We start from the raw sequence: 20,407 nt of genomic DNA, 5'->3' as shown, positions 1-20,407 counted from the left end.
GAGCCTTACGGCAGCTTGTCGTAGCCTTCGCCGATGCCCTTGAGGCTGAGCGGGAAACCGATGCCTTCTTCCGGGGTCTCGAAAATGATGAAGGTGGCCGTCTTGGCCGTTTTCAGCTGGTTGAGCAGGTTGTCGTCCATCACGACTTCGGCAACGCAGCCGTTGGGCAGGCAGCGGACGAAGCCGGCCCGGCCGACGTCGGCGTTATCGAGCTTCAGGCCGAGGCCGGACGGCAGCAGCACCCCGAGCGGCGCGACCACCCGCATCAGTTTGCTTTTCTGATCGGCGGTTTTGAGAATGATCACCGTGAGGCCGGCATTGGAACGGTCCTCCGCCACCACGCTCTGGATCAGGGCGCATTGCTCCGCCTGCGCCCCCGGCGGGGTGTCGCAGCGGATCTGCCAGTCGCCATGGACCGATTTGACCGCACCCTGGGCGTTGGCAATTGAGGTCGCCCCCAGGGAAATGACCGCAAAAGTTGCAATGAAGAGCGGCAGCAAGGCCGCCGAGACCATGGCGAAAGCCGTCCGCCGGGTGGGACCCGCATCCTGTTCCTGGTGTCTCGAAGCGCCCATCGAGGTCGATCCTTGGCAATGTGTCGGGGCGATGTATCGGGGCAAAGTGCTCCGGGCTTGTCCCGGCCATGCCTCCCCGGCACGACCGAGCGGGAGGCTGATACGGCAATGACGGCGCCTTGAAGGCGGTCCCAAGGACCTGACCAAGGCCCGAACACTGTCCCGAACAACGTCCCCCAAGGCGCGAATCGCATTTTCGCCACACGCCCTGCCTGTGCCTACATCGCGTAATGCCCCTGTCAAGCATTGTTGGCCTCCAAGGCGGGGTGGTTTGGCTGATTTTTCAGGGAGTCAGGGCCGCCTCTGCCGTGTGGCGGCGTATCCTCAGACTGCTTATTCGTGCATTGCGATAGGCAGGGAATTATGGTTTGAGAAGCTGGAATCTCGACGCGTTCTAACCAGCCGGCCGGCGGCCGCAGAGCGGGGTCGGGGCCGCCGGTCTCGTCGTTTCGGCTTCGTGTCGTTTCGGTCCGCCGGTTTGACGTTGCAGGATTAGGGGAGCGCGAGCGGCATGAAGATGTCGAGGGGACAGATCGTCCGCCGGGTACTTGGTTTTAGCGGACTGGGGTTCGCAGTGGCCGGAAGTGTGGTGGCGTTTGCCGGGGCGGCATTCGCGGGGCTCGGTCAGCCCACGCCTTGGGAATATACGCTGCAGCACTCGGCGTCTCCGGTGATGGACAACATCATCTGGTTCCACAATTTCCTGCTCTGGATCATCACGGCCATCACGATATTCGTGCTTGCCCTGCTGATCGTGGTGGCCGTCAAGTTCAATTCAAAGACCAATCCGCAGCCGTCCAAGACCACCCACAACACCCTGATCGAAGTCGCCTGGACCCTGATCCCGGTGCTGATTCTGGTGGCCATTGCGGTGCCCTCGTTCCGCCTGCTGTTCCAGGAACTCGACATTCCCAAGGCCGATCTGACCATCAAGGCCACCGGCAAGCAGTGGTACTGGAGCTACGCTTATCCGGATAACGGCAAGTTCGAATTCGATTCGCTAATGGTTGCCGACAAGGCGCCGCGCCTGCTCGGCGTTGACAATGAAGTGGTGGTGCCCGTCAATAAAGTGATCCGTGTCCAGGTCACCGGCGCCGACGTGATCCACTCCTTCGCGGTGCCGTCATTCGGCATCAAGATCGATGCCATTCCGGGTCGTCTCAACGAGACCTGGTTCAAGGCGACCAAGGAAGGCATGTATTACGGACAGTGCTCCGAACTGTGCGGCAAGGACCATGCGTTCATGCCGATCGCGGTGCGCGTCGTGAACGATCAGGAGTTCGCGACCTGGATCGAGGCGGCGAAGAAGAAGTATGCGGCGTCGGGCATGAATTCGTACGCGTCCGTCGGGGCCGCCGCGCAGTAAGCGCGGCCGACCGCAATATCGAGGATTAAAGGGCGACGAACCTGGTTGGTTCAAAGGATCTGAAAATGGCCACTGCTGCACCTTCCGCTACCGATCACGCTCACGATGATCATGCGCACGACCACCCCACCGGCTGGCGTCGCTACGTCTATTCGACGAACCACAAGGACATCGGCACGATGTACCTGATCTTCGCGATCGTGGCGGGCATCATCGGTGGTGCCATGTCGGTCGCGATCCGGATCGAGCTGATGTATCCGGGTGTGCAGATCTTCCACGAAAGCCACACCTACAACGTGTTCGTGACCTCGCACGGCCTGATCATGATCTTCTTCATGGTGATGCCGGCGATGATCGGCGGGTTCGGCAACTGGATGGTGCCGCTGATGATCGGCGCGCCGGACATGGCCTTCCCGCGCATGAACAACATCTCGTTCTGGCTGCTGCCGGCCTCGTTTGCGCTGCTCATCATCTCCACCTTCGTGGAAGGCGAGCCGGGCGCCAACGGCGTCGGCGCCGGCTGGACCATGTATGCGCCGTTGTCGACCTCGGGCCATCCGGGCCCGGCGGTCGATTTCGCCATCCTGTCGCTGCACATCGCCGGTGCGTCGTCGATCCTCGGCGCCATCAACTTCATCACCACCATCTTCAACATGCGCGCGCCGGGCATGACCCTGCACAAGATGCCGCTGTTCGTGTGGTCGATCCTGGTCACCGTGTTCCTGCTGCTGCTGTCGCTGCCGGTGCTGGCAGGCGCCATCACCATGCTGCTGACCGACCGCAATTTCGGCACCTCGTTCTTCGCGGCCGAAGGCGGCGGCGATCCCGTGCTGTTCCAGCATCTGTTCTGGTTCTTCGGCCATCCGGAAGTGTACATCCTGATCCTGCCGGGCTTCGGCATGATCAGCCAGATCGTCTCCACCTTCTCGCGCAAGCCGGTGTTCGGTTATCTCGGCATGGCCTACGCCATGGTCGCGATCGGCGGCATCGGCTTCGTGGTGTGGGCGCACCACATGTACACGGTCGGCATGTCGTCGGCGACGCAGGCCTATTTCGTCGCCGCCACCATGGTGATCGCGGTTCCGACCGGCGTGAAGATCTTCTCCTGGATCGCCACCATGTGGGGTGGTTCGATCGAATTCCGCGCGCCGATGCTGTGGGCCGTCGGCTTCATCTTCCTGTTCACGCTGGGCGGCGTGACCGGCGTGGTGCTGTCGAACGCCGGCGTCGACCGCGTGCTGCAGGACACTTATTACGTCGTCGCGCACTTCCACTACGTGCTGTCGCTCGGCGCCGTGTTCGCCATCTTCGCCGGCTGGTACTACTGGTTCCCGAAGATGTTCGGCTACATGTACAACGAGACCATCGCCAAGGCGCACTTCTGGGTGACCTTCATCGGCGTCAACCTGGTGTTTTTCCCGCAGCACTTCCTCGGCCTGTCGGGCATGCCGCGTCGCTACGTCGACTATCCCGACGCGTTCGCCGGCTGGAACCTGGTGTCGTCGGTCGGTTCCTACGTCTCGGCCTTCGGCGTGCTGATCTTCATCTACGGTGTGATCGAGGCCTTCGCGCGCAAGCGTCACGCGGCCAACAATCCGTGGGGACCGGGCGCGACCACGCTGGAGTGGACGCTGACCTCGCCGCCGCCATTCCACCAGTTCGAGGTGCTGCCGCGGATCCAGTGATCGCGGCGCAACAAACCCGATATCGCGGTGCCGTCATTGCACCGCGTAAAGACGAGGGCCATCGTCGGCTGTAAGACTTGTCGACGATGGCCCGATTTGAAAAGGCGGACGCCGACTTGTCGACTATCGACCATCACACCCTCGATCTCTCGCCCCATATCTCGGAGGCGGGCGTCGGCGATTACATTGCGCTGCTGAAGCCGCGTGTGATGTCGCTCGTGGTGTTCACGGCGCTGGTCGGATACCTGATGGCCCCTGGCTTCGCCCATCCGGTGCTGGCGGTGACGTCGATTCTCTGCATCGCGGTCGGCGCCGGTGCGTCGGGCGCGCTGAACATGTGGTACGACCGCGACATCGATGCGCTGATGTCGCGCACCGTGAACCGGCCGATCCCGCGCGGCCGCATTACGCCGCCCGAGGCGCTGACCTTCGGCATGACGCTGGCGTTCTTCTCGGTGGTGACCCTCGGCATCCTGGTGAACTGGTTTGCCGCGGGGCTGCTGGCTTTCACGATCTTCTTCTATGTGGTGATCTATACCATGTGGCTGAAGCGCTCGACGGTGCAGAACATCGTCATCGGCGGCGCCGCCGGTGCGCTGCCGCCGGTGGTGGCGTGGGCCGCGGCCACCGGATCGCTGTCGGTCGCGCCGATCCTGCTGTTCCTGATCATCTTCCTCTGGACCCCGCCGCATTTCTGGGCGCTGGCGCTGTTCCGCAGCGACGATTACGCCCGGGCCAATGTGCCGATGCTGCCGGTGGTCGCCGGCGCTGATGCCACGCGGCTGCAGATCCTGCTTTATACGGTGGTGCTGGTCGCCGTCGCCGTGGCGCCATGGCCGCTGGGCTATTTCGGCGTCGGTTATGGCGTGGTCTCGGTGCTGCTTGGCAGCTGGATGCTGTGGCTGGCCATTCAGGTCTACCGGCATCGCGAGGGACATGCGGCGAAGCGCGAACCGCGCAGGCTGTTCGCTTTTTCGATTGTCTATCTGTCCGGACTGTTCGCGACGTTGCTGGTCGAAGCCATGATGCCCGCGGTGACGCGGTTGATCTGGTAAAGGAAGCATGGCGCGACGATGGACGACGATAACAAGCCGCAGGGAATTGTCCTCACCGAGGAACAGAAGCGCCGCCGCCGCGAACGGTCCATCGCGATCGCATGGACGCTTGGCATCCTGGTGGTGCTGTTCTTCGCCGTCACCATGGTCAAGGGCCCCGCGGTCCTGCACCGTCCCATCTGATCGGATGCCATGACCCAAACCCCGAGCCCCGCCAGTGAGCCGCCGCGCCAGCCCCGCCGGCGTGGTTTGCGTGGTCTTGGTCGCGATGCCGCCGTCGCGTCGATCTGCGGTTTCGTCGTGGCCATGATGGTCGGCGCGTCCTACGCTGCGGTTCCCTTTTACAACTGGTTCTGCCGCACCACCGGCTTCAACGGCACCACCCAGGTCGCAACCTCCGTGCCGTCGCCGTCATCAAGCCTCGAGCGCAAGATCGCCGTGCGGTTCGATTCCAATGTCAGCGGCGGGCTGCCCTGGAAGTTCGAGCCGGAAAAGACCGAGATCGAGGTCAGGATCGGCGAGGTCGTCACCGCCTATTACACGGTCACCAATCAGTCCGCGCGCCGCACCACTGGGCTCGCGGCCTACAATGTCGCGCCGCTGACGGTCGGGGCCTATTTCCAGAAGATCAACTGTTTCTGCTTCACCGAGCAGCAGCTTGCTCCCGGTGAAAAGCGCGAGATGGCGGTGGTGTTCTATGTCGATCCGGCGCTGATGGCGGATGACGACAACAAGAATATCAATTCGATTACGCTGTCCTACACGTTCTATCCGGTGCGCGATGCCGATGTGAAGCCGCTGGCGGCGGGGGAAACCGATACGCGCAAAGGTAATCTCTAGTGTGGCGTTTCCGAAATTCCCCTCCCGTCCCGGCTAGCTCTTTGAGGGAATTTCGGAAACACAAGCCACACTAGAATCTTTAGGTTTTCTAGTGTCCTGATCGAATTCGAAGTTCGCTCTAGGGTAGTTGCTAAGTGATACGAACTTCGAATTCGGGACACTAGAAGTTGGCGGTCCCCTGCGATTCTTTCGGGCCGCGGTGTGAATGATTGAGCGACGAACTAGGGCCGGCTAATATCGGTCCTGCTAACGGAGAATGGGCATGGCCTCGGGGCAAGTGAAACACCACGACTATCATCTCGTCGACCCGAGCCCATGGCCGGTCGTCGGCTCGATCTCGGCCTTCATCATGGCGGTCGGCGCGATCGGCTGGATGCATCACATGTTCCCCGGCGCGCCCATCGTGTTCGGCGTCGGTTTTATCGGCGTGCTCTACACCATGGCCAGCTGGTGGGGGGACGTGATCCGCGAGGCGCAGACCGGTGACCACACCCGCGTGGTGCAGTTGCATCATCGCTACGGGATGATCCTGTTCATCGCCTCGGAAGTGATGTTCTTCGTCGCCTGGTTCTGGGCCTATTTCAACGCGGCGCTGTTCCCGGCCGATCCGGTGCATATGACCCGCGAAGCGCTGTTCGGCGGCGTCTGGCCCCCCAAGGGCATCGAAACCTTCGATCCCTGGCATCTGCCGCTTCTGAACACGCTGATTCTGCTGACGTCTGGCACCACCGTGACCTGGGCGCATCACGCGCTGCTCGAGGGCGACCGCAAGGGCGTCAAGCAGGCGCTGATCATCACTGTCCTGCTCGGCGCTGCCTTCTCCTGCGTGCAGGCCTATGAGTACGGCCATGCGGCTTTCAGCTTTGCCGGCAACGTCTACGGCGCCACCTTCTTCATGGCGACCGGTTTCCACGGCTTCCACGTGCTGATCGGAACCATCTTCCTGCTGGTGTGCCTGCTGCGGGTCTATGCCGGGCATTTCACACCGAAGCAGCATCTCGGCTTCGAATTCGCCGCCTGGTACTGGCATTTCGTCGACGTGGTGTGGCTGTTCCTGTTCCTCTGCATCTACGTCTGGGGCCATGGCGCCGAAACCATGGCGCACGCCGCCCATTGATTTCCCACCGGGATTGAAACGGGGGCGGCCTTTCGGCCGCCCCTTTGTTTTTTCCATAGCGTTTTCCAGCGAAGTGGATACCGGTTCGCGTGAAGAAAACGCGTCCAAATAAAAATTCAGACAGCATGACAGGGGAGCGCCGATGTCGAACGACAACAAACCCGTCTCCCCGATTTTGGCGGGGCTGGCGTGCAAGTGTCCGCGTTGCGGAAACGGCAGGCTGTTCGCGGGTTTCCTCACGCTGAAGCCGCGCTGTGAGGTCTGCGGGCTCGACTATGCCTTCATCGATGCTGGTGACGGCCCGGCCGTTTTCATCATCATGATCGCTGGGTTCATCGTGGTGGGCGCGGCGCTGGTGGTCGAGATCAAGTATCAGCCACCGTTCTGGGTGCATGCGGCCTTGTGGCTGCCGCTGATTTTGGCGACGACCTTGCTGCCGCTGCGGTCCATGAAGGCGCTGCTGATCGCCCTGCAATATCACCACAAGGCCTCCGAAGGCCGCCTCATCGATCGAGATCCGAAATGACGGCTGAGCGCATGCGAAGCTTGCTCGGGATGGGCGTGATCACGTTGATCATGCTCGCAACGCTGGTTGGTCTCGGCGTGTGGCAACTGCAGCGCAGGGCGGAAAAACATGCGCTGATCGCGGCTTTGACCGAACGACTGGCGACAGCTCCGGTGGCGTTGCCGGCGAAAAATGCGTGGCCGGCCTTGAGGCCGGAGCAAGACGAGTTTCGTCGCGTCACATTCGCAGCTCAGGTGGACGCAAAGCCGGATGCGCGGGTGTTTGCCGCGGGATCGGCACTTCGATCCGATATCTCCGGTCTCGGCGTCTGGAATTTCGTGCCCGTGAAACTGGCCTCAGGCGAGACGGTGGTGGTCAATCGCGGCTTCGTGCCCGACGGAAAGCAGGCGTCGCCGGCTCTGTCCGCCGCTGATCCGGCTCAGCCGGTCACGCTCACCGGCTATCTGCGGTTTCCGGAAAAGCCCGGCGCTTTCTCGGCGCATGAGGATATTGCCAAGCGGCTGTGGTTCGTCAGGGATCATCTGGCGATGTCTAGGGCGCTGCATTGGGGCGAGGTCGCGCCATTCTATGTCGATCTCGAAGGCCCGGTGCCGCCGTCAGGCCTGCCGAAGCCGGGACCACTTGAGGTCCATCTGCGCGATCCACATCTGCAATACGCCATGACCTGGTTCGGGCTCGCCATCGTTGTCGCGGCGGCCTCCGGCTTCTGGTTTGCCAGTCAGCGGCGGGCCTGAGGTTTTTCCGAAAACCGGGTTTCCACTTTTCGGGATGATGGCTCTTGTTTGGGGCATGATCTTTTCCGAAAACCGGTTTCCACTTTTCGGGATCATGCCGTAATGTGCCCCGATGGTTTCGCTTGGAAACTGAATAATTCAGAGATGTCAGAGGCTTGGAGCGGTCTCCGCCTTTGGAGGACGATTTGACGCGTTATATATCGACCCGGGGTGAAGCCCCGGTGCTGGGATTCTGCGATGTGATGCTGACCGGGCTTGCCCGCGACGGCGGGCTGTATGTGCCCGAGGTCTGGCCGCAACTGACGACCGCCCAGATCGCGGGCTTTTCCGGCCGGCCATACTGGGAGGTTGCGGTCGAGGTGTTGCGGCCGTTTGTCGGCGGCGAGATCTCCGACGCTGACCTGGGCCGCATGGCGGTCGAGGCCTACGCCACCTTCCGCCATCCGGCCGTGGTGCCGCTCGATCAGTCCGGTCCCAACCAGTTCGTCCTGGAGCTGTTTCACGGGCCGACACTGGCGTTCAAGGACGTCGCCATGCAGCTCTTGGCGCGGCTGATGGATCACGTGCTGGCGCAGCGCGGGCAACGCACCACCATCGTGGTCGCGACCTCGGGCGATACCGGCGGTGCCGCGGTCGACGCATTTGCCGGCCGTGACAATGTCGATCTTGTGGTGCTGTTTCCGAACGGCCGGATCTCCGACGTGCAGCGCCGGATGATGACGACCACGGGAGCCGCGAACGTGTATGCGCTGGCGGTGGAAGGCACGTTCGACGATTGCCAGGCGATCGTGAAAGGCCTGTTCAACAACCATCGTTTCCGCGACATGGTGGCGTTGTCCGGTGTCAATTCCATCAACTGGGCGCGGATCATCGCCCAGGTGGTGTATTACTTCACCTCCGCGGTCGCGCTGGGATCGCCGTCACGCACGGTGGACTTCACGGTGCCGACCGGAAACTTCGGCGATATCTTCGCGGGCTATGTGGCCAAGCGTTTGGGGCTGCCGGTCCGGCGGCTGAAGATTGCATCGAACGTCAACGACATTCTGGTGCGGACGCTGGCGACCGGCACATACGAGGTGCGCCAGGTCCATGCCACCGCCTCGCCGTCGATGGATATCCAGATCTCCTCGAATTTCGAACGCCTGGTGTTCGAAGCGAGCGGCCGCGACAGTGCCGTGGTGCGTGGCCTGATGGCTTCGCTGGCGCAATCCGGGCGCTTCACGCTGCCGGGCCCGGCGCTTGCCGCCGTGCGCAGCGATTTCGATGCAGGCCGGGCAGATGAGGACGAAACCAGCGCTGCGATTCGCACCGCCTGGCGCGAGACCGGCGACCTGATCGACCCGCACACCGCGGTGGCGATCGCGGTCGCCGAGCACGGCGCGGTCGATCCCTCGGTGCCGAATATCGTGTTGTCGACAGCGCATCCGGCGAAGTTTCCCGATGCGGTTGAAGCCGCCTGCGGCACGCGCCCGCAGCTGCCCGCGTGGCTGGGTGATCTGATGACCCGGCCGGAACGAATTGAGATTGTTGCCAACGATCAGTCGTTGATTGAGCGGTTCGTGCTGTCGGTAAGCCGTGCTGCGAAGCAGGGAGTTGCCGGATGAGTGTCGACGTCACCAAACTGGCCTCCGGGCTGACCGTTATCACCGACAACATGCCGCATCTGGAGACGGCCGCGCTCGGCGTCTGGAGCGGTGTCGGCGGCCGCGATGAAAAGGTCGACGAGCACGGCATTTCCCACCTGCTGGAACACATGGCCTTCAAGGGCACCGCGCGGCGTAGCGCCTTGCAGATCGCCGAGGAAATCGAAGCAGTCGGCGGCGACCTCAATGCGGCGACCAGCACGGAAACCACCGCTTATTATGCGCGGGTGCTGAAGGCCGACGTGCCGCTGGCGCTGGACGTGCTCTCCGACATCCTGACCCATCCGACCTTCGACGCGGAAGAGCTGGAGCGGGAGAAGAGCGTCATCGAGCAGGAAATCGGCGCGGCGCAGGATACGCCCGACGACGTGGTGTTCGAACATCTCAGCGAACTCGCCTATCCCGACCAGCCGATGGGACGCTCCCTGCTGGGAACGCCGGAGACGCTGCGCGGCTTCAATCGCGACAAGCTGCGCAGCTATCTGCACACGCACTATCGCGCACCGGACATGGTGGTGTCGGCGGCCGGAGCCGTCGATCACAAGCAGGTGGTCGCCGAAGTCGAGAAACACTTTGCCGAATTCAAAGGCCCGGAGGCGCCGAAGCCGCAGCCGGCGACCTTCGGCAAGGGTGGCACCAAAGTCGTGCGCCGCGATCTCGAGCAGGCGCATTTGACCATGGCGCTCGAAGGCTTGCCGCAGAGCGATCCGTCGCTGTTCAGCCTGAACGTGTTCGTCAACATTCTCGGCGGTGGCATGTCGTCCCGCCTGTTTCAGGAGGTGCGGGAGAAGCGCGGGCTCTGCTACACCATCTCCACATTCCATATGCCGTATTCGGACACCGGCTTCTTCGGCCTCTACACCGGCACCGATCCGAACGACGCGTCGGAAATGATGGAAGTCATTGTCGACGAGATCAACAATGCGGTCGAGACGCTGACCGACGCGGAGATCAACCGCGCCAAGGCACAGATGAAGGCCGGCCTGCTGATGGCGCTGGAAAGCTGCAGCTCGCGCGCCGAGCAGCTGGCGCGCCATATTCTGGCCTATGGCCGTCCGCTCACCGCCGAGGAGCTGATCGCCCGAATCGAGGCGGTCAGCGCCGAATCCACCCGCCATGCCGGCCATGCGCTGCTCAATCGCAGCCGTCCCGCGGTCGTCGCGCTCGGCAATGGCCGTGGTCTGGAATCCGCCGTCGGCATTGCGGAAGGCCTGAGCCGCTCGGTGGCGCGGGCGCGGTATCACTAGAACGAAGCCTGCCCCCGGCCTTGATCCGGGGGATACCGTTCGGCGTCATGAACGCATATTGGGGTGCCCGAAAACGGGGTTCACAGCCTTCCGGCCCGTGCTCTAGAATAGTCACGGATCTGACAGAAAGGCGTCCTGAATGGCTCTTTTCCGGTTGCCGTCGAGCGCACCTCCGCCGCTGGCGCCGCGTGGCCATGGCCTGCTGCTGCGGGCGCCGCAGATGTCCGATTTTCCGCAATGGGCGCAGTTGCGCGAGGGCAGCCGCGGTTTCCTGACGCCATGGGAGCCGATCTGGCCGTCGGATGACCTGACCCGGTCGGGCTTTCGCCGCCGGCTGCGGCGTTATGAGGAGGATATGGCCGGCGACAAGGCCTATCCGTTCCTGATCTTCAGTGAACGGGACGGCGCGTTGATCGGCGGGGTCACGCTCGCCAATGTCCGCCGTGGCATCGTGCAGGCCGGCACCATCGGATACTGGATCGGCGAGCCCTATGCCGGCCAGGGTTACATGACCGCCGCGCTGCGGGTGCTGCTGCCGTCGCTGTTCGGCGAGCTCAATCTGCATCGGGTCGATGCCGCCTGCATTCCCAGCAACACCGCGTCGGTCCGGGTCCTGGAAAAATGCGGGTTTGCCCGCGAAGGCAAGGCCAGGCGCTATCTGTGCATCAACGGGGTCTGGCAGGATCACTACCTGTTCGGCCTCCTGAACGACGATTTCAGGGGATAGTTTCTGAGGGCGCCCGCCCGGCCCGGCGGGGCCGGATGGCTTCGTTCCGCTTGAAAACGCTTTAGATACAGCCGATTACGCCTTTGGTTTGCCGTCTTTGGGCTGCTATAACCGCGCTCGATATTCGGGGATATCGGGGCATCGCATGGTCGATCTGGGACGCAAGCCATTGGAACATCGGCGGCTGGGAAATGGACTGCGGCTGCGTCATGTGCGGACCGCGGCGTTATGCGTGCTCGCAGCAGGTGTGCTGGCAGGGTGCAGCAGCGGCAGCAGTGTTCTCGGGTCGGCGTCGTCGGGCGTATCGTCGATCGGCTCGTCCATCAGTTCGCGATTCGGCCAGATTTTCGGATCGAATTCGCAGGCCGTGGGCGAGGCGTCATCGCCCGCCGGCGTGACCTCCGGTGACGCCCAGCTGACCTGTCCTCCGGTCGGCATTCGTGCCGGCGCCTCGACATTGGCGGTCGGCCTGCCGGGCAAGCCGGCCAGCGGCAGCGACCTGCGCTATCAGGTCACCATCACGCGCACGGCGCGCGATTGCAATTTGAACGGCAACCAGATCACCGCGCGTGTCGGCATCGAGGGGCGGGTGATCGTTGGCCCGGCCGGGGCGACGCCGTCCGTCGACATTCCGCTGCGCGTGGCCGTCGTGCAGGAAGGCGTGCAGGACAAGATCGTTTTCACGAAGTTCTATCGCACCAGCGTGGCGATGAGCGGCGACAACGTGGCTTACAGCTTTGTCGCCGAGGATGTGATCTATCCGGTGCCCTCCGCCAACGACAACGATAGCTACATTTTCTATATCGGCTTCGATCCGAACGGCCTGAAATCGCAGCCGGCTCCGCGGCCGGCGCGGCGCAGCAAATCCCAGGGTTGATTCGCAAAACGGTTGAACCCGACACGATCCAAAGAAAAAGCCGGCGCGAGATGTTCGCGCCGGCTTTTTGATGGGACGTATTTGGGACCGATCAGTTCAGCTTCTGGCGAACGTCCTGGATGCCCTGGGTCACGAGATCATCGGCAATGCTGCCCTTGACCGTCTGCGCCATGATCCGGCTGGCGGCCGCGACGGCGGCTTCTGCCGCGGCGGCGCGGACGTCCGCGAGCGCCTGGGCTTCGGCCATGGCGATCTTGCTTTCCGCGCTCTTGGTGCGACGGGCCACGAAATCTTCCATCTTGGCCTTGGTTTCGGCGGCAATGCGCTCGGCTTCGGCCTTGGCGTTGGTGACGATGTCCTGTGCCTCGCGCTCGGCGCTTTCGCGGCGGGCCCGATACTCGGCAACAAGCTTCGCGGCTTCTTCCTTGAGGCGGCGGGCGTCGTCGATCTCGTCCTTGATGCGGTCCCGACGATTATCGAGCGACTTGAGAATCGTGCGGTGAACGCCGAAGTAGGCGAACACACCCATCAGGATCACGAACGAGACGGCAACCCAGTCTTCGGCTTCTAAGCCCAACAATCCATGCATCGTGATTATCCTTTCAACGACGCGTCGATTGCGCTCGCGACGGCATTGCCGTCAGGAAGCGCGCCGGTGAGACGCTGCACGATGGCCGCGGCGGCATCGGACGCGATCGAGCGAACGTTGCCCATCGCAGCCTGACGCGTGGCGGCGATCGACGCCTCCGCCTCTTCGAGCTTCTTGCCGAGCCGCTCTTCGAGGGCCTTGCGTTCGGCTTCCGATTGCGCGCTCAGCTTCTCGCGGGTCTCGTTGCCGATGGCCTGCGCCCGCGAACGCGCCGAAGCGAGTTCGCTCTCATAGGCCTTCAGCGCCGCGTCCGACTCGTCCTTCAGCTTCTGCGCCTCGGCAAGATCATGGTCGATCATGCCCTGGCGCGCTGCGAGCAGCCCGCCGACGCGCGGAAGCGCGATCTTCGAGACGATCACATAGAGCAGGGCGAAGGCGATCGCGAACGAGACCAGCTGCGAGGCGAAGGTTTCCGCCTGGAACGGCGGGAAACCGGCCTTGCCGTGGCCATCGGCCTCGGTGTGGGCCGCGGTCGCGCCCTTTGCGGGGGCGGTCTTGGCGGTGCCGGCTTTTGCGGTGCCATGACTTTCAGCCACGGACATCTCCTCTGTCGACAGTCACGGGCGAAACGCATGGTCCGGAAAGATCATGCCGCAAAGGCCCGTGAGAGCCGTTTCGGGGTTTGGATACGCTTAGACGGCGAACAGCAGCAGCAGTGCGATCAGCAGCGAGAAGATGCCGAGAGCTTCCGTCACGGCGAAGCCGAAGATCAGGTTGGCGAACTGACCCTGGGATGCCGACGGATTGCGCAGCGCGCCGTTGAGGAACTGGCTGAAGATCATGCCGACGCCGATGCCTGCGCCGCCCATGCCGAGGCAAGCGATGCCGGCACCGATGTACTTTGCTGCGATGGGATCCATAACGAAACTCCTTCAATCAAGATAGGTTTGGGGGTTGGTGAAAATCGCCCGGGTTTGAATCGTAAGTCTCAGTGTCCCGGATGAAGCGCGTCGTTGAGGTAGATGCAGGTGAGAATGGTGAACACATAAGCCTGCAGGAAGGCGACCAGCAGTTCCAGGCCGGTCAGCGCCGTGGTCATGGCCAGCGGCAGCACCGAGCCGAAAATGCCCAGTGCGCCCAGTCCCGACAGCGATGTCACGAAACCCGCGAACACCTTCAACGTGATGTGGCCCGCCAGCATGTTGGCGAACAGACGCACCGAATGCGAAACCGGCCGCGACAGGAACGAGATCACCTCGATCACCATGATCAGCGGCAGGATGTAGATCGGAATCCCGTGCGGCACGAACAGCTTGAAGAATTTGAAGCCGTTTTTGTAGATGCCGTAGAGCAGCACGGTGAGGAACACCATCAGCGCCAGCGCCAGCGTCACGATCAGATGGCTGGTCACGGTGAAGGTGTAGGGAATGATGCCGATCAGGTTCGCCGTCAGGATGAACATGAACAGCGAGAACACGAACGGGAAGAACTTCATGCCTTCGTCGCCGACACTGCTGCGCAGCGTGTTGCCGACGAATTCGTAGGAGAGTTCCGCGAGCGACTGGAACCGGGTCGGGATCAGGCGCCGACCGGCGCTGCCGCCGATCATCAGCAGGGCCACGATGCCGACCGCGCCGAGCATGTAGGCCGACGAATTGGTGAAGGCGATTTCCTGGTTGCCGATATGGCCCAGCGAGAAGATCTTGTGGATCTCGAATTGGTGAATCGGATCGGCCATCCGGTCTCGTCTCTCATCTTTGACCGGCGAAGCCGGATTGTGTGTGCCGGCCGCGCGCCGGGCTGAAAACAGTGTCGTCTTGCCTTGCGGCCCGCCGGACGGGGTCGGTCAGGAACGATCGGAGCTGTCGCTGGGAGCGACGCCTGCAACCCGCATCAAATTGATGACGCCGGCGGCGAAGCCGAGCAGGAAGAACACGATCAGACCCCAGGGAGACGTCGAGAACAAACGATCGATGCCCCACCCGATGACCGCTCCCACGACCACGCCTGCAACCAGTTCGGAGGAGAGGCGGAAGCCGCGCGCCATGGCCGAAGCCTTGGCCGATGCGGTCTGCCTTTCGCTGCCTTGCCGGGCGCTCCGGTTGTCACGGTCTTTCCGCACTTCGGAAAGCCGCTCGTCCAGATGCGTTAGCCTTGCGGAAAGCGCAGCTTCGTCAGCCGGCGGTTGTTGGCTGTTTCCGTCGCCCTGCTGAGTGTTGCGCGTGCCGTCCGCCATTGTCGTCGACACCCAAAACACACATGCGCGATTGAAAAAACGCCCCGCCACCCACGAAACCGCGCGGACCATACTGACCACGTTCTGGCAAGTCAAGAAGTCGTAATTAGTTGTTATCGTATTGAATTTCATGGCTTAAACACGCTGCGCCGAGCTTGCGTGCGAGACAATGCCGCAACGCGATAGCCAAGGGATTAGCCAAGGGATAGCCAAGACTTGAACATCCGTCTTGCGACGTCCGTGGTGGTCTGTTGGGATGGACAATCTTTGGTGGAGTTCGGAAGCGGGAATGCAGCGTCAGATCGACTATTATTTTTCCTTGTCGTCACCCTGGGCCTATATCGGGCATCAGGCCTTTCGGCGCGTCGTAAGCGATTATAATTGCAAGGTAAATTGCAAGCCCGTGATGCTGGGCGAGCTGTTTTCCGAGACCGGAGGGCTGCCGCTGGTGAAGCGCCATCCGGTGCGCCAGCGTTATCGGCTGCTGGAAATGCAGCGCTGGCGGGACAAGCGCGGCCTGTCGTTTCACATCAAGCCGGCGCACGTGCCGTTCAATCCCACGCTGGCGGATCAATTCGTGATTGCCATGATCGTAACAGGCCATGATCCCGAGCCATTTCTGAGTCGCGCGTTTCCCGCGGTGTGGGAACAGGAACGCAACCTGACGGAGGCTGATACTTTGATCGCGCTTGCCGACGAGGCCGGTCTGCCGGGCCGCGCCCTGATCGAGCGGGCGGGAGCGGATGACATTGCCGAGATCTACGCCAAAAACCGCGACGACGCGGTGGCGGCGGACGTGTTCGGCTCGCCGGTGTATGTTCTCGATGGCGAAGCGTTCTGGGGGCAGGACCGGATTGAACTGCTGGCGGATGCGTTGAAGTCGCAGCGCAAGCCCTATCACGCGAACATCTGATGAGGAGATCGGTGGCTCACGGCATGTCGCTCTGGTCTGATGCGGGCTGCGCCCGCGCACTGGCTGTGTGCGTTGTCGTCACCGGCCTCGCCGTCGCTCGGCCGGCCGCTGCGGCCGAGACCTGTTACGGCATGTCGCCCGGCGGTGATGGGGTGCTGCGGCTCGATACCGGTCGCGGCGAGGCGTGGCCGTGCAATCCGCGGAGCGCGCGCGCCTATCGCGCCTATAACGCGCTGCCCGGGGCCTTCGAGATGAAGGCGGCGCGACCCAAAAGTGAGATCAAGCCGGAGGCTAGGAGCGACAGCAAAGCCGACTCCAAGAATGCTCCGGTGCAGGCTGCGAAGGCCGACAACAATCCGGCAACGGCGGACGATCGTCGCGCCGATGATGGCGAACTGCTGCGCCTCAAGGATGAAACAGCCCGGCTCAAGGGTGAGATGGCGCGGCTGAAGGATGAGGCCTCCCGATTGCGCGGCGAAACCGTGCGGCTGAAAGATCAACTGGCCCTGCGCGACGCGACGGAGTCGTTCAAGACAGACCTCGGCAAGATTGAGATTGGCAAGACCGAGGGCAACAAGGCCGAGAGCAGCAAGGTTGATGTCAACCGCAAGGCTGTTGCCGCAAAAGGCGACGGCAAGATCGTGGATCCGTTGCCGCAAGCGGATGCCAAGCGGCCCGCGCCTGAGCCCGCGCCGAAGGGCGATCTGCTGACCACCGAGCCGCAAAGCAGCGAGATCCACAAGACTCCATTGGAGAAGAAGACCGAGGCTCAGCTTCCCGACGAGCAGGCGTTCAATCGTCAAAAAGGCGTGGTGGAACGGGCCTGGAAGCAATTGATTGATATGGCGTCCCGGATGCGGAAAGACCTCGTCGGCAAGCCCGAGTAACGCGCGATCCAGGCCGCTAAATCCAAGCCACTAAATCCAAGGTCGCTGGCTCCGGGACCACCAAGTCACGGCTGCCCGGAGAATACGATGCCTCCATCACAGCATGCCTCCGTCCGCGTCGCCGGTGTCGACACTGTCGCGTCTACGGTCCTTGCGGTGCAGACCCGTGGCGCCGGCTTTGTCGATCTCACAGCCGACGTTGCGCGATTCGTCGCGCAGTGCGGTGCCGGGGACGGCATGCTGACGCTGTTCGTCCGGCATACCTCCGCATCGCTGACGATCCAGGAGAACGCCGATCCGTCGGTGCGGGACGATCTTTTGACCGCGCTCGATCGTCTTGCGCCGGAGACGGTGGCCTGGACCCACGATACCGAAGGGCCGGATGACATGCCGGCGCATGTCAAAACCATGCTGACGGCGACGTCGCTGCAGGTGCCGGTGATCGACGGCCGGCTGATGCTCGGCACCTGGCAGGCGGTCTATCTGATCGAACATCGCGCCCGGCCGCATCGGCGCGAGGTGGTGCTGCAGTTTCTCGGCGCACGCGCGTGAGCTGGAACTGATGGCGCCGGCACGTTTGCCGGTCGGAGCAGGTGGCAACAAAAAACCGGCCGCACGCGGCGGCCGGTTCTCTTTTGAGCGGTGATCCGTCGGACTTACATCTTGGTGATGTCGTTATCCTTGGTTTCCGGCACGAACAGCATGCCGATCACGAAGGTGATGGATGCGAAGATCACCGGGTACCAGAGGCCGGAGTAGATGTCGCCGGTCGAGGCCACGATCGCGAATGCGGTCGCGGGCAACAGTCCGCCGAACCAGCCGTTGCCGATGTGATAAGGCAGCGACATCGAGGTGTAGCGGATGCGAGTCGGGAACATCTCGACCAGCATCGCCGCGATCGGCCCGTAGACCATGGTGACGTAGAGCACCAGGATGAACAGCAGCCCGATGGTCGCGGCGACTTGCGGACGGAAGATGTCGAACGGATTCGACATCTTCACGATGCCCGCATCACCCGGCTTCGGATAGCCCGCAGCCTGGACCGCTGCGGTGATCGCCGGGTTGGAGGTCTTCGCGTCGGCGTAGGCCACTTCCTTGTCGTTGACCAGGATCTTCACCGGTGCACCTGCCGGGGCATTGATCGTCGAGTACTTCACCGACGACGAAGCCAGGAAAGCGCGAGCCGTGTCACATGGTGCGCTGAATACGCGGGTGCCGACCGGATTGAACAGGTCGCCGCACTTCGCCGGATCCGCCACCACCTGTACCTTGACCGTCTCATAGGCCTTTTCCAGCGCCGGGTTGGCGTTGGTCGAGATCATCTTGAAGATCGGGAACAGGGTGAGTGCGCCGATCAGGCAGCCTGCCAGGATGATCGGCTTGCGGCCGATGCGATCGGAGAGTGCACCGAAGAACAGGAAGAATCCGGTTCCCAGCAGCAGCGACCAGGCGATCAGAAGGTTCGCGGTATAGCCGTCGACCTTGAGGATCGATTGCAGGAAGAACAGCGCGTAGAACTGGCCGGTGTACCAGATCACAGCCTGGCCCATCGTCAGGCCGAACAAGGCGAGGATCACGATCTTGGCGTTTTTCCAGTTGCCGAACGCTTCCGTCAGCGGGGCCTTGGAGCCCTTGCCTTCGTCCTTCATCTTCTGGAACACCGGCGACTCGTTGAGGCGCAGACGGATCCAGACCGAAATGCCGAGCAGCAGCACCGACACCAGGAACGGGATGCGCCAGCCCCAGGCTGCGAAGTCTGCTTCGCCGGTGATGGTGCGGGTAAACAGGATCACCAGCAGCGACAGGAACAGGCCGAGCGTCGCGGTGGTCTGAATGAAGGAGGTGTAGAAGCCGCGCCGGCCATGCGGCGAATGCTCGGCGACATAGGTCGCGGCACCGCCGTACTCACCACCGAGCGCCAGGCCCTGCAGCAGGCGCAGCACGATCAGGATGATCGGGGCAGCGATGCCGATGGTGGCGGCGTTGGGCAGGATGCCGACGATGAAGGTCGACAGGCCCATGATCAGGATGGTGACCAGGAAGGTGTATTTGCGGCCGACGATGTCGCCGACCCGGCCGAACACGATGGCGCCGAACGGACGCACCAGGAAGCCTGCGGCGAAGGCCAGCAGGGCGAAGATGTTGCGCGTTCCCTCCGGATAGGCGCTGAAGAACTGGGCGCCGATGATCGCCGCCAGCGATCCGTAGAGGTAGAAATCATACCATTCGAAGACGGTCCCGAGCGATGAGGCGAAGATGACGAAACGTTCGTCCTTCGTCATGCCCTCGGATTTGGTTGGCGTAATTGTAGTCGACGTCATGAGACATTTCCCCCGATCTGGCTGATTGCAGCTTGCTTTCGTGCCCGGAACTTGCGCCGCATAAGCACGACAAATCGGAATCAAGTTAACATTGGCGTGAAAAGGGCCCCAATAAGACTTTAGGCCGGCCGCTGCGACCGGAGTACGACCAGAGCGGGTTGGTTTTGCGTCGCACAAAGCACGGGGAATTAACTGCGCTGCGCGCTTGAACAGCCTCTTCGCTTGCAAGACATGCGCTGCCGGTGAACAATCGTGTGCACGGGATAGACGATTGCTTTTGCTTTTTGTTTAGAGGCGGATAGGACTAGGTTTCGCTCTCTCACGCGATTGGTTTCGATGAGCTCAACTGCCAACAGCACCCATATCGTGATCGCCGATGATCATCCCCTGTTTCGCGGCGCGTTGTGCTCGGCGGTCGCGAGTGTGCTGGAAGCTGCTTCGATCGGCGAGGCTGGGTCGTTCGAGGAATTGACGGCTCTGCTGGAGCGCGAGGCCGACGTCGACCTGATTCTGCTCGACCTGACCATGCCGGGAATCAGCGGGTTTTCCGGGCTTATCTACCTGCGCGCGCAGTATCCTGCGATCCCGGTGGTGATCGTGTCGGCGAGCGACGATGCCGTGACGATTCGCCGCTCGATGGATTTCGGCGCATCCGGCTTCATCCCGAAGCGTTTTGGCGTGGAGACGCTGCGCGCGGCCATCGCCAAGGTGATGGCCGGCGATGTCTGGATTCCCGCCGACGTCGATCTGTCGGCCGCAAGCGACCCGGATATGACCAAGCTGCGCGACCGTCTGGTGACATTGACGCCGCAGCAGGTGCGCGTGCTGATGATGCTGTCGGAAGGGCTGCTCAACAAGCAGATCGCCTACGAACTCGGGGTCTCGGAGGCGACCATCAAGGCGCATGTGTCGGCGATCCTGCAGAAGCTCGGGGTCGAAAGCCGGACCCAGGCCGTGATCGCGGCGGCGAAAATTTCCGGTGGACAGTGGCGGCCCGGCGACCAGCCGCCGCAATAGAGCGCTTCGTCGCGCGCGAACACGGCGCGTCACGAAAGATCTGGCGCCACGC

General features: G+C 62.6%; 23 protein-coding genes. 16 read left to right on the top strand and 7 right to left on the bottom strand.

Going from position 1 to position 20,407, the window contains the following annotated elements; genetic code table 11:
- Positions 1-5: 5 nt before the first annotated feature.
- Entirely contained in the window at positions 6-575 is a 570-nt protein-coding gene (locus RS897_RS06425) for an invasion associated locus B family protein (RefSeq protein ID WP_407654444.1), read from the bottom strand.
- Positions 576-1,086: 511 nt separating this feature from the next.
- Between RS897_RS06425 and coxB the strand changes: the two genes are divergently transcribed.
- The 12 genes from coxB (at position 1,087) to RS897_RS06365 (ending at position 12,392) form a co-directional block, all read left to right on the top strand.
- Positions 1,087-1,941, top strand: a complete 855-nt coding sequence (gene coxB, locus RS897_RS06420; RefSeq protein WP_315835750.1) for a cytochrome c oxidase subunit II — start codon at positions 1,087-1,089, stop codon at positions 1,939-1,941.
- Between the two features lie 65 nt (positions 1,942-2,006).
- Entirely contained in the window at positions 2,007-3,626 is a 1,620-nt protein-coding gene (gene ctaD / locus RS897_RS06415) for a cytochrome c oxidase subunit I (RefSeq protein ID WP_315835749.1), read from the top strand.
- A gap of 116 nt (positions 3,627-3,742) precedes the next feature.
- A complete protein-coding gene (locus tag RS897_RS06410) occupies positions 3,743-4,681 on the top strand; it encodes a heme o synthase (protein WP_315838539.1) in 939 nt (312 codons plus the stop codon).
- Between the two features lie 18 nt (positions 4,682-4,699).
- Entirely contained in the window at positions 4,700-4,864 is a 165-nt protein-coding gene (locus RS897_RS06405; RefSeq protein WP_315835748.1) for a CoxF protein, read from the top strand.
- A 9-nt stretch (positions 4,865-4,873) separates the two neighbouring features.
- The gene (locus RS897_RS06400; protein ID WP_315835747.1) at positions 4,874-5,521 is read left to right on the top strand and encodes a cytochrome c oxidase assembly protein; all 648 of its coding nucleotides are present in this window, start codon (positions 4,874-4,876) and stop codon (positions 5,519-5,521) included.
- A 262-nt stretch (positions 5,522-5,783) separates the two neighbouring features.
- Positions 5,784-6,638 (top strand): cytochrome c oxidase subunit 3, encoded by an 855-nt coding sequence (locus tag RS897_RS06395; protein WP_315835746.1) that lies wholly within the window; start codon positions 5,784-5,786, stop codon positions 6,636-6,638.
- A 142-nt stretch (positions 6,639-6,780) separates the two neighbouring features.
- Positions 6,781-7,164 (top strand): DUF983 domain-containing protein, encoded by a 384-nt coding sequence (locus tag RS897_RS06390; RefSeq protein WP_315835745.1) that lies wholly within the window; start codon positions 6,781-6,783, stop codon positions 7,162-7,164.
- Positions 7,161-7,898, top strand: a complete 738-nt coding sequence (locus RS897_RS06385; protein ID WP_315835744.1) for an SURF1 family protein — start codon at positions 7,161-7,163, stop codon at positions 7,896-7,898. The genes RS897_RS06390 and RS897_RS06385 overlap by 4 nt, the downstream gene beginning before the upstream one ends.
- Positions 7,899-8,083: 185 nt before the next feature.
- Positions 8,084-9,502 (top strand): threonine synthase, encoded by a 1,419-nt coding sequence (thrC, locus tag RS897_RS06380; protein ID WP_315835743.1) that lies wholly within the window; start codon positions 8,084-8,086, stop codon positions 9,500-9,502.
- Complete coding sequence (locus RS897_RS06375; RefSeq protein ID WP_315835742.1) at positions 9,499-10,788, top strand: M16 family metallopeptidase; 1,290 nt, start codon at positions 9,499-9,501, stop codon at positions 10,786-10,788. Before thrC ends, RS897_RS06375 begins: the two co-directional genes overlap by 4 nt.
- A 139-nt stretch (positions 10,789-10,927) precedes the next feature.
- Positions 10,928-11,515: a GNAT family N-acetyltransferase gene (locus tag RS897_RS06370; protein WP_315835741.1), complete on the top strand. Its 588-nt coding sequence runs from the start codon at positions 10,928-10,930 to the stop codon at positions 11,513-11,515.
- A gap of 145 nt (positions 11,516-11,660) precedes the next feature.
- The gene (locus RS897_RS06365; protein WP_315835740.1) at positions 11,661-12,392 is read left to right on the top strand and encodes a hypothetical protein; all 732 of its coding nucleotides are present in this window, start codon (positions 11,661-11,663) and stop codon (positions 12,390-12,392) included.
- Positions 12,393-12,483: 91 nt separating this feature from the next.
- On the opposite strand, the gene RS897_RS06360 is transcribed toward RS897_RS06365, so the two are convergent.
- The 5 genes from RS897_RS06360 to RS897_RS06340 form a co-directional block, all read right to left on the bottom strand.
- Positions 12,484-12,981 (bottom strand): F0F1 ATP synthase subunit B family protein, encoded by a 498-nt coding sequence (locus tag RS897_RS06360; RefSeq protein ID WP_315835739.1) that lies wholly within the window; start codon positions 12,979-12,981, stop codon positions 12,484-12,486.
- A gap of 5 nt (positions 12,982-12,986) precedes the next feature.
- A complete protein-coding gene (locus tag RS897_RS06355) occupies positions 12,987-13,577 on the bottom strand; it encodes a F0F1 ATP synthase subunit B family protein (protein ID WP_315835738.1) in 591 nt (196 codons plus the stop codon).
- Positions 13,578-13,673: 96 nt separating this feature from the next.
- Positions 13,674-13,901: a F0F1 ATP synthase subunit C gene (locus RS897_RS06350; RefSeq protein ID WP_068732626.1), complete on the bottom strand. Its 228-nt coding sequence runs from the start codon at positions 13,899-13,901 to the stop codon at positions 13,674-13,676.
- Positions 13,902-13,969: 68 nt separating this feature from the next.
- Positions 13,970-14,719, bottom strand: a complete 750-nt coding sequence (locus tag RS897_RS06345) for a F0F1 ATP synthase subunit A (RefSeq protein WP_315835737.1) — start codon at positions 14,717-14,719, stop codon at positions 13,970-13,972.
- 108 nt (positions 14,720-14,827) lie between these two features.
- Positions 14,828-15,217, bottom strand: a complete 390-nt coding sequence (locus RS897_RS06340; protein WP_315838538.1) for an AtpZ/AtpI family protein — start codon at positions 15,215-15,217, stop codon at positions 14,828-14,830.
- A gap of 289 nt (positions 15,218-15,506) precedes the next feature.
- On the opposite strand from RS897_RS06340, the gene RS897_RS06335 reads away from it, so the two are divergent.
- From RS897_RS06335 to RS897_RS06325, 3 genes are all read left to right on the top strand, one after another.
- Positions 15,507-16,130, top strand: coding sequence for a 2-hydroxychromene-2-carboxylate isomerase (locus RS897_RS06335; protein WP_315835736.1), 624 nt, complete (start codon positions 15,507-15,509; stop codon positions 16,128-16,130).
- Positions 16,131-16,261: 131 nt separating this feature from the next.
- A complete protein-coding gene (locus RS897_RS06330; protein WP_315835735.1) occupies positions 16,262-17,017 on the top strand; it encodes a hypothetical protein in 756 nt (251 codons plus the stop codon).
- Between the two features lie 87 nt (positions 17,018-17,104).
- Positions 17,105-17,569 (top strand): secondary thiamine-phosphate synthase enzyme YjbQ, encoded by a 465-nt coding sequence (locus tag RS897_RS06325; RefSeq protein WP_315835734.1) that lies wholly within the window; start codon positions 17,105-17,107, stop codon positions 17,567-17,569.
- A 104-nt stretch (positions 17,570-17,673) separates the two neighbouring features.
- Here RS897_RS06325 and RS897_RS06320 read toward each other — a convergent pair whose 3' ends face one another.
- Positions 17,674-19,299, bottom strand: a complete 1,626-nt coding sequence (locus RS897_RS06320; protein ID WP_407654535.1) for an MFS transporter — start codon at positions 19,297-19,299, stop codon at positions 17,674-17,676.
- A gap of 375 nt (positions 19,300-19,674) precedes the next feature.
- On the opposite strand from RS897_RS06320, the gene RS897_RS06315 reads away from it, so the two are divergent.
- Positions 19,675-20,355, top strand: a complete 681-nt coding sequence (locus RS897_RS06315; RefSeq protein WP_315835732.1) for a response regulator transcription factor — start codon at positions 19,675-19,677, stop codon at positions 20,353-20,355.
- The last annotated feature ends 52 nt before the right edge of the window (positions 20,356-20,407 follow it).

The organism is Bradyrhizobium prioriisuperbiae, assembly GCF_032397745.1.
Lineage (GTDB): Bacteria > Pseudomonadota > Alphaproteobacteria > Rhizobiales > Xanthobacteraceae > Bradyrhizobium_A > Bradyrhizobium_A prioriisuperbiae.
Note: the sequence above shows the minus strand (reverse complement) of the source record. Positions and strands in the feature narration are given on the sequence as shown.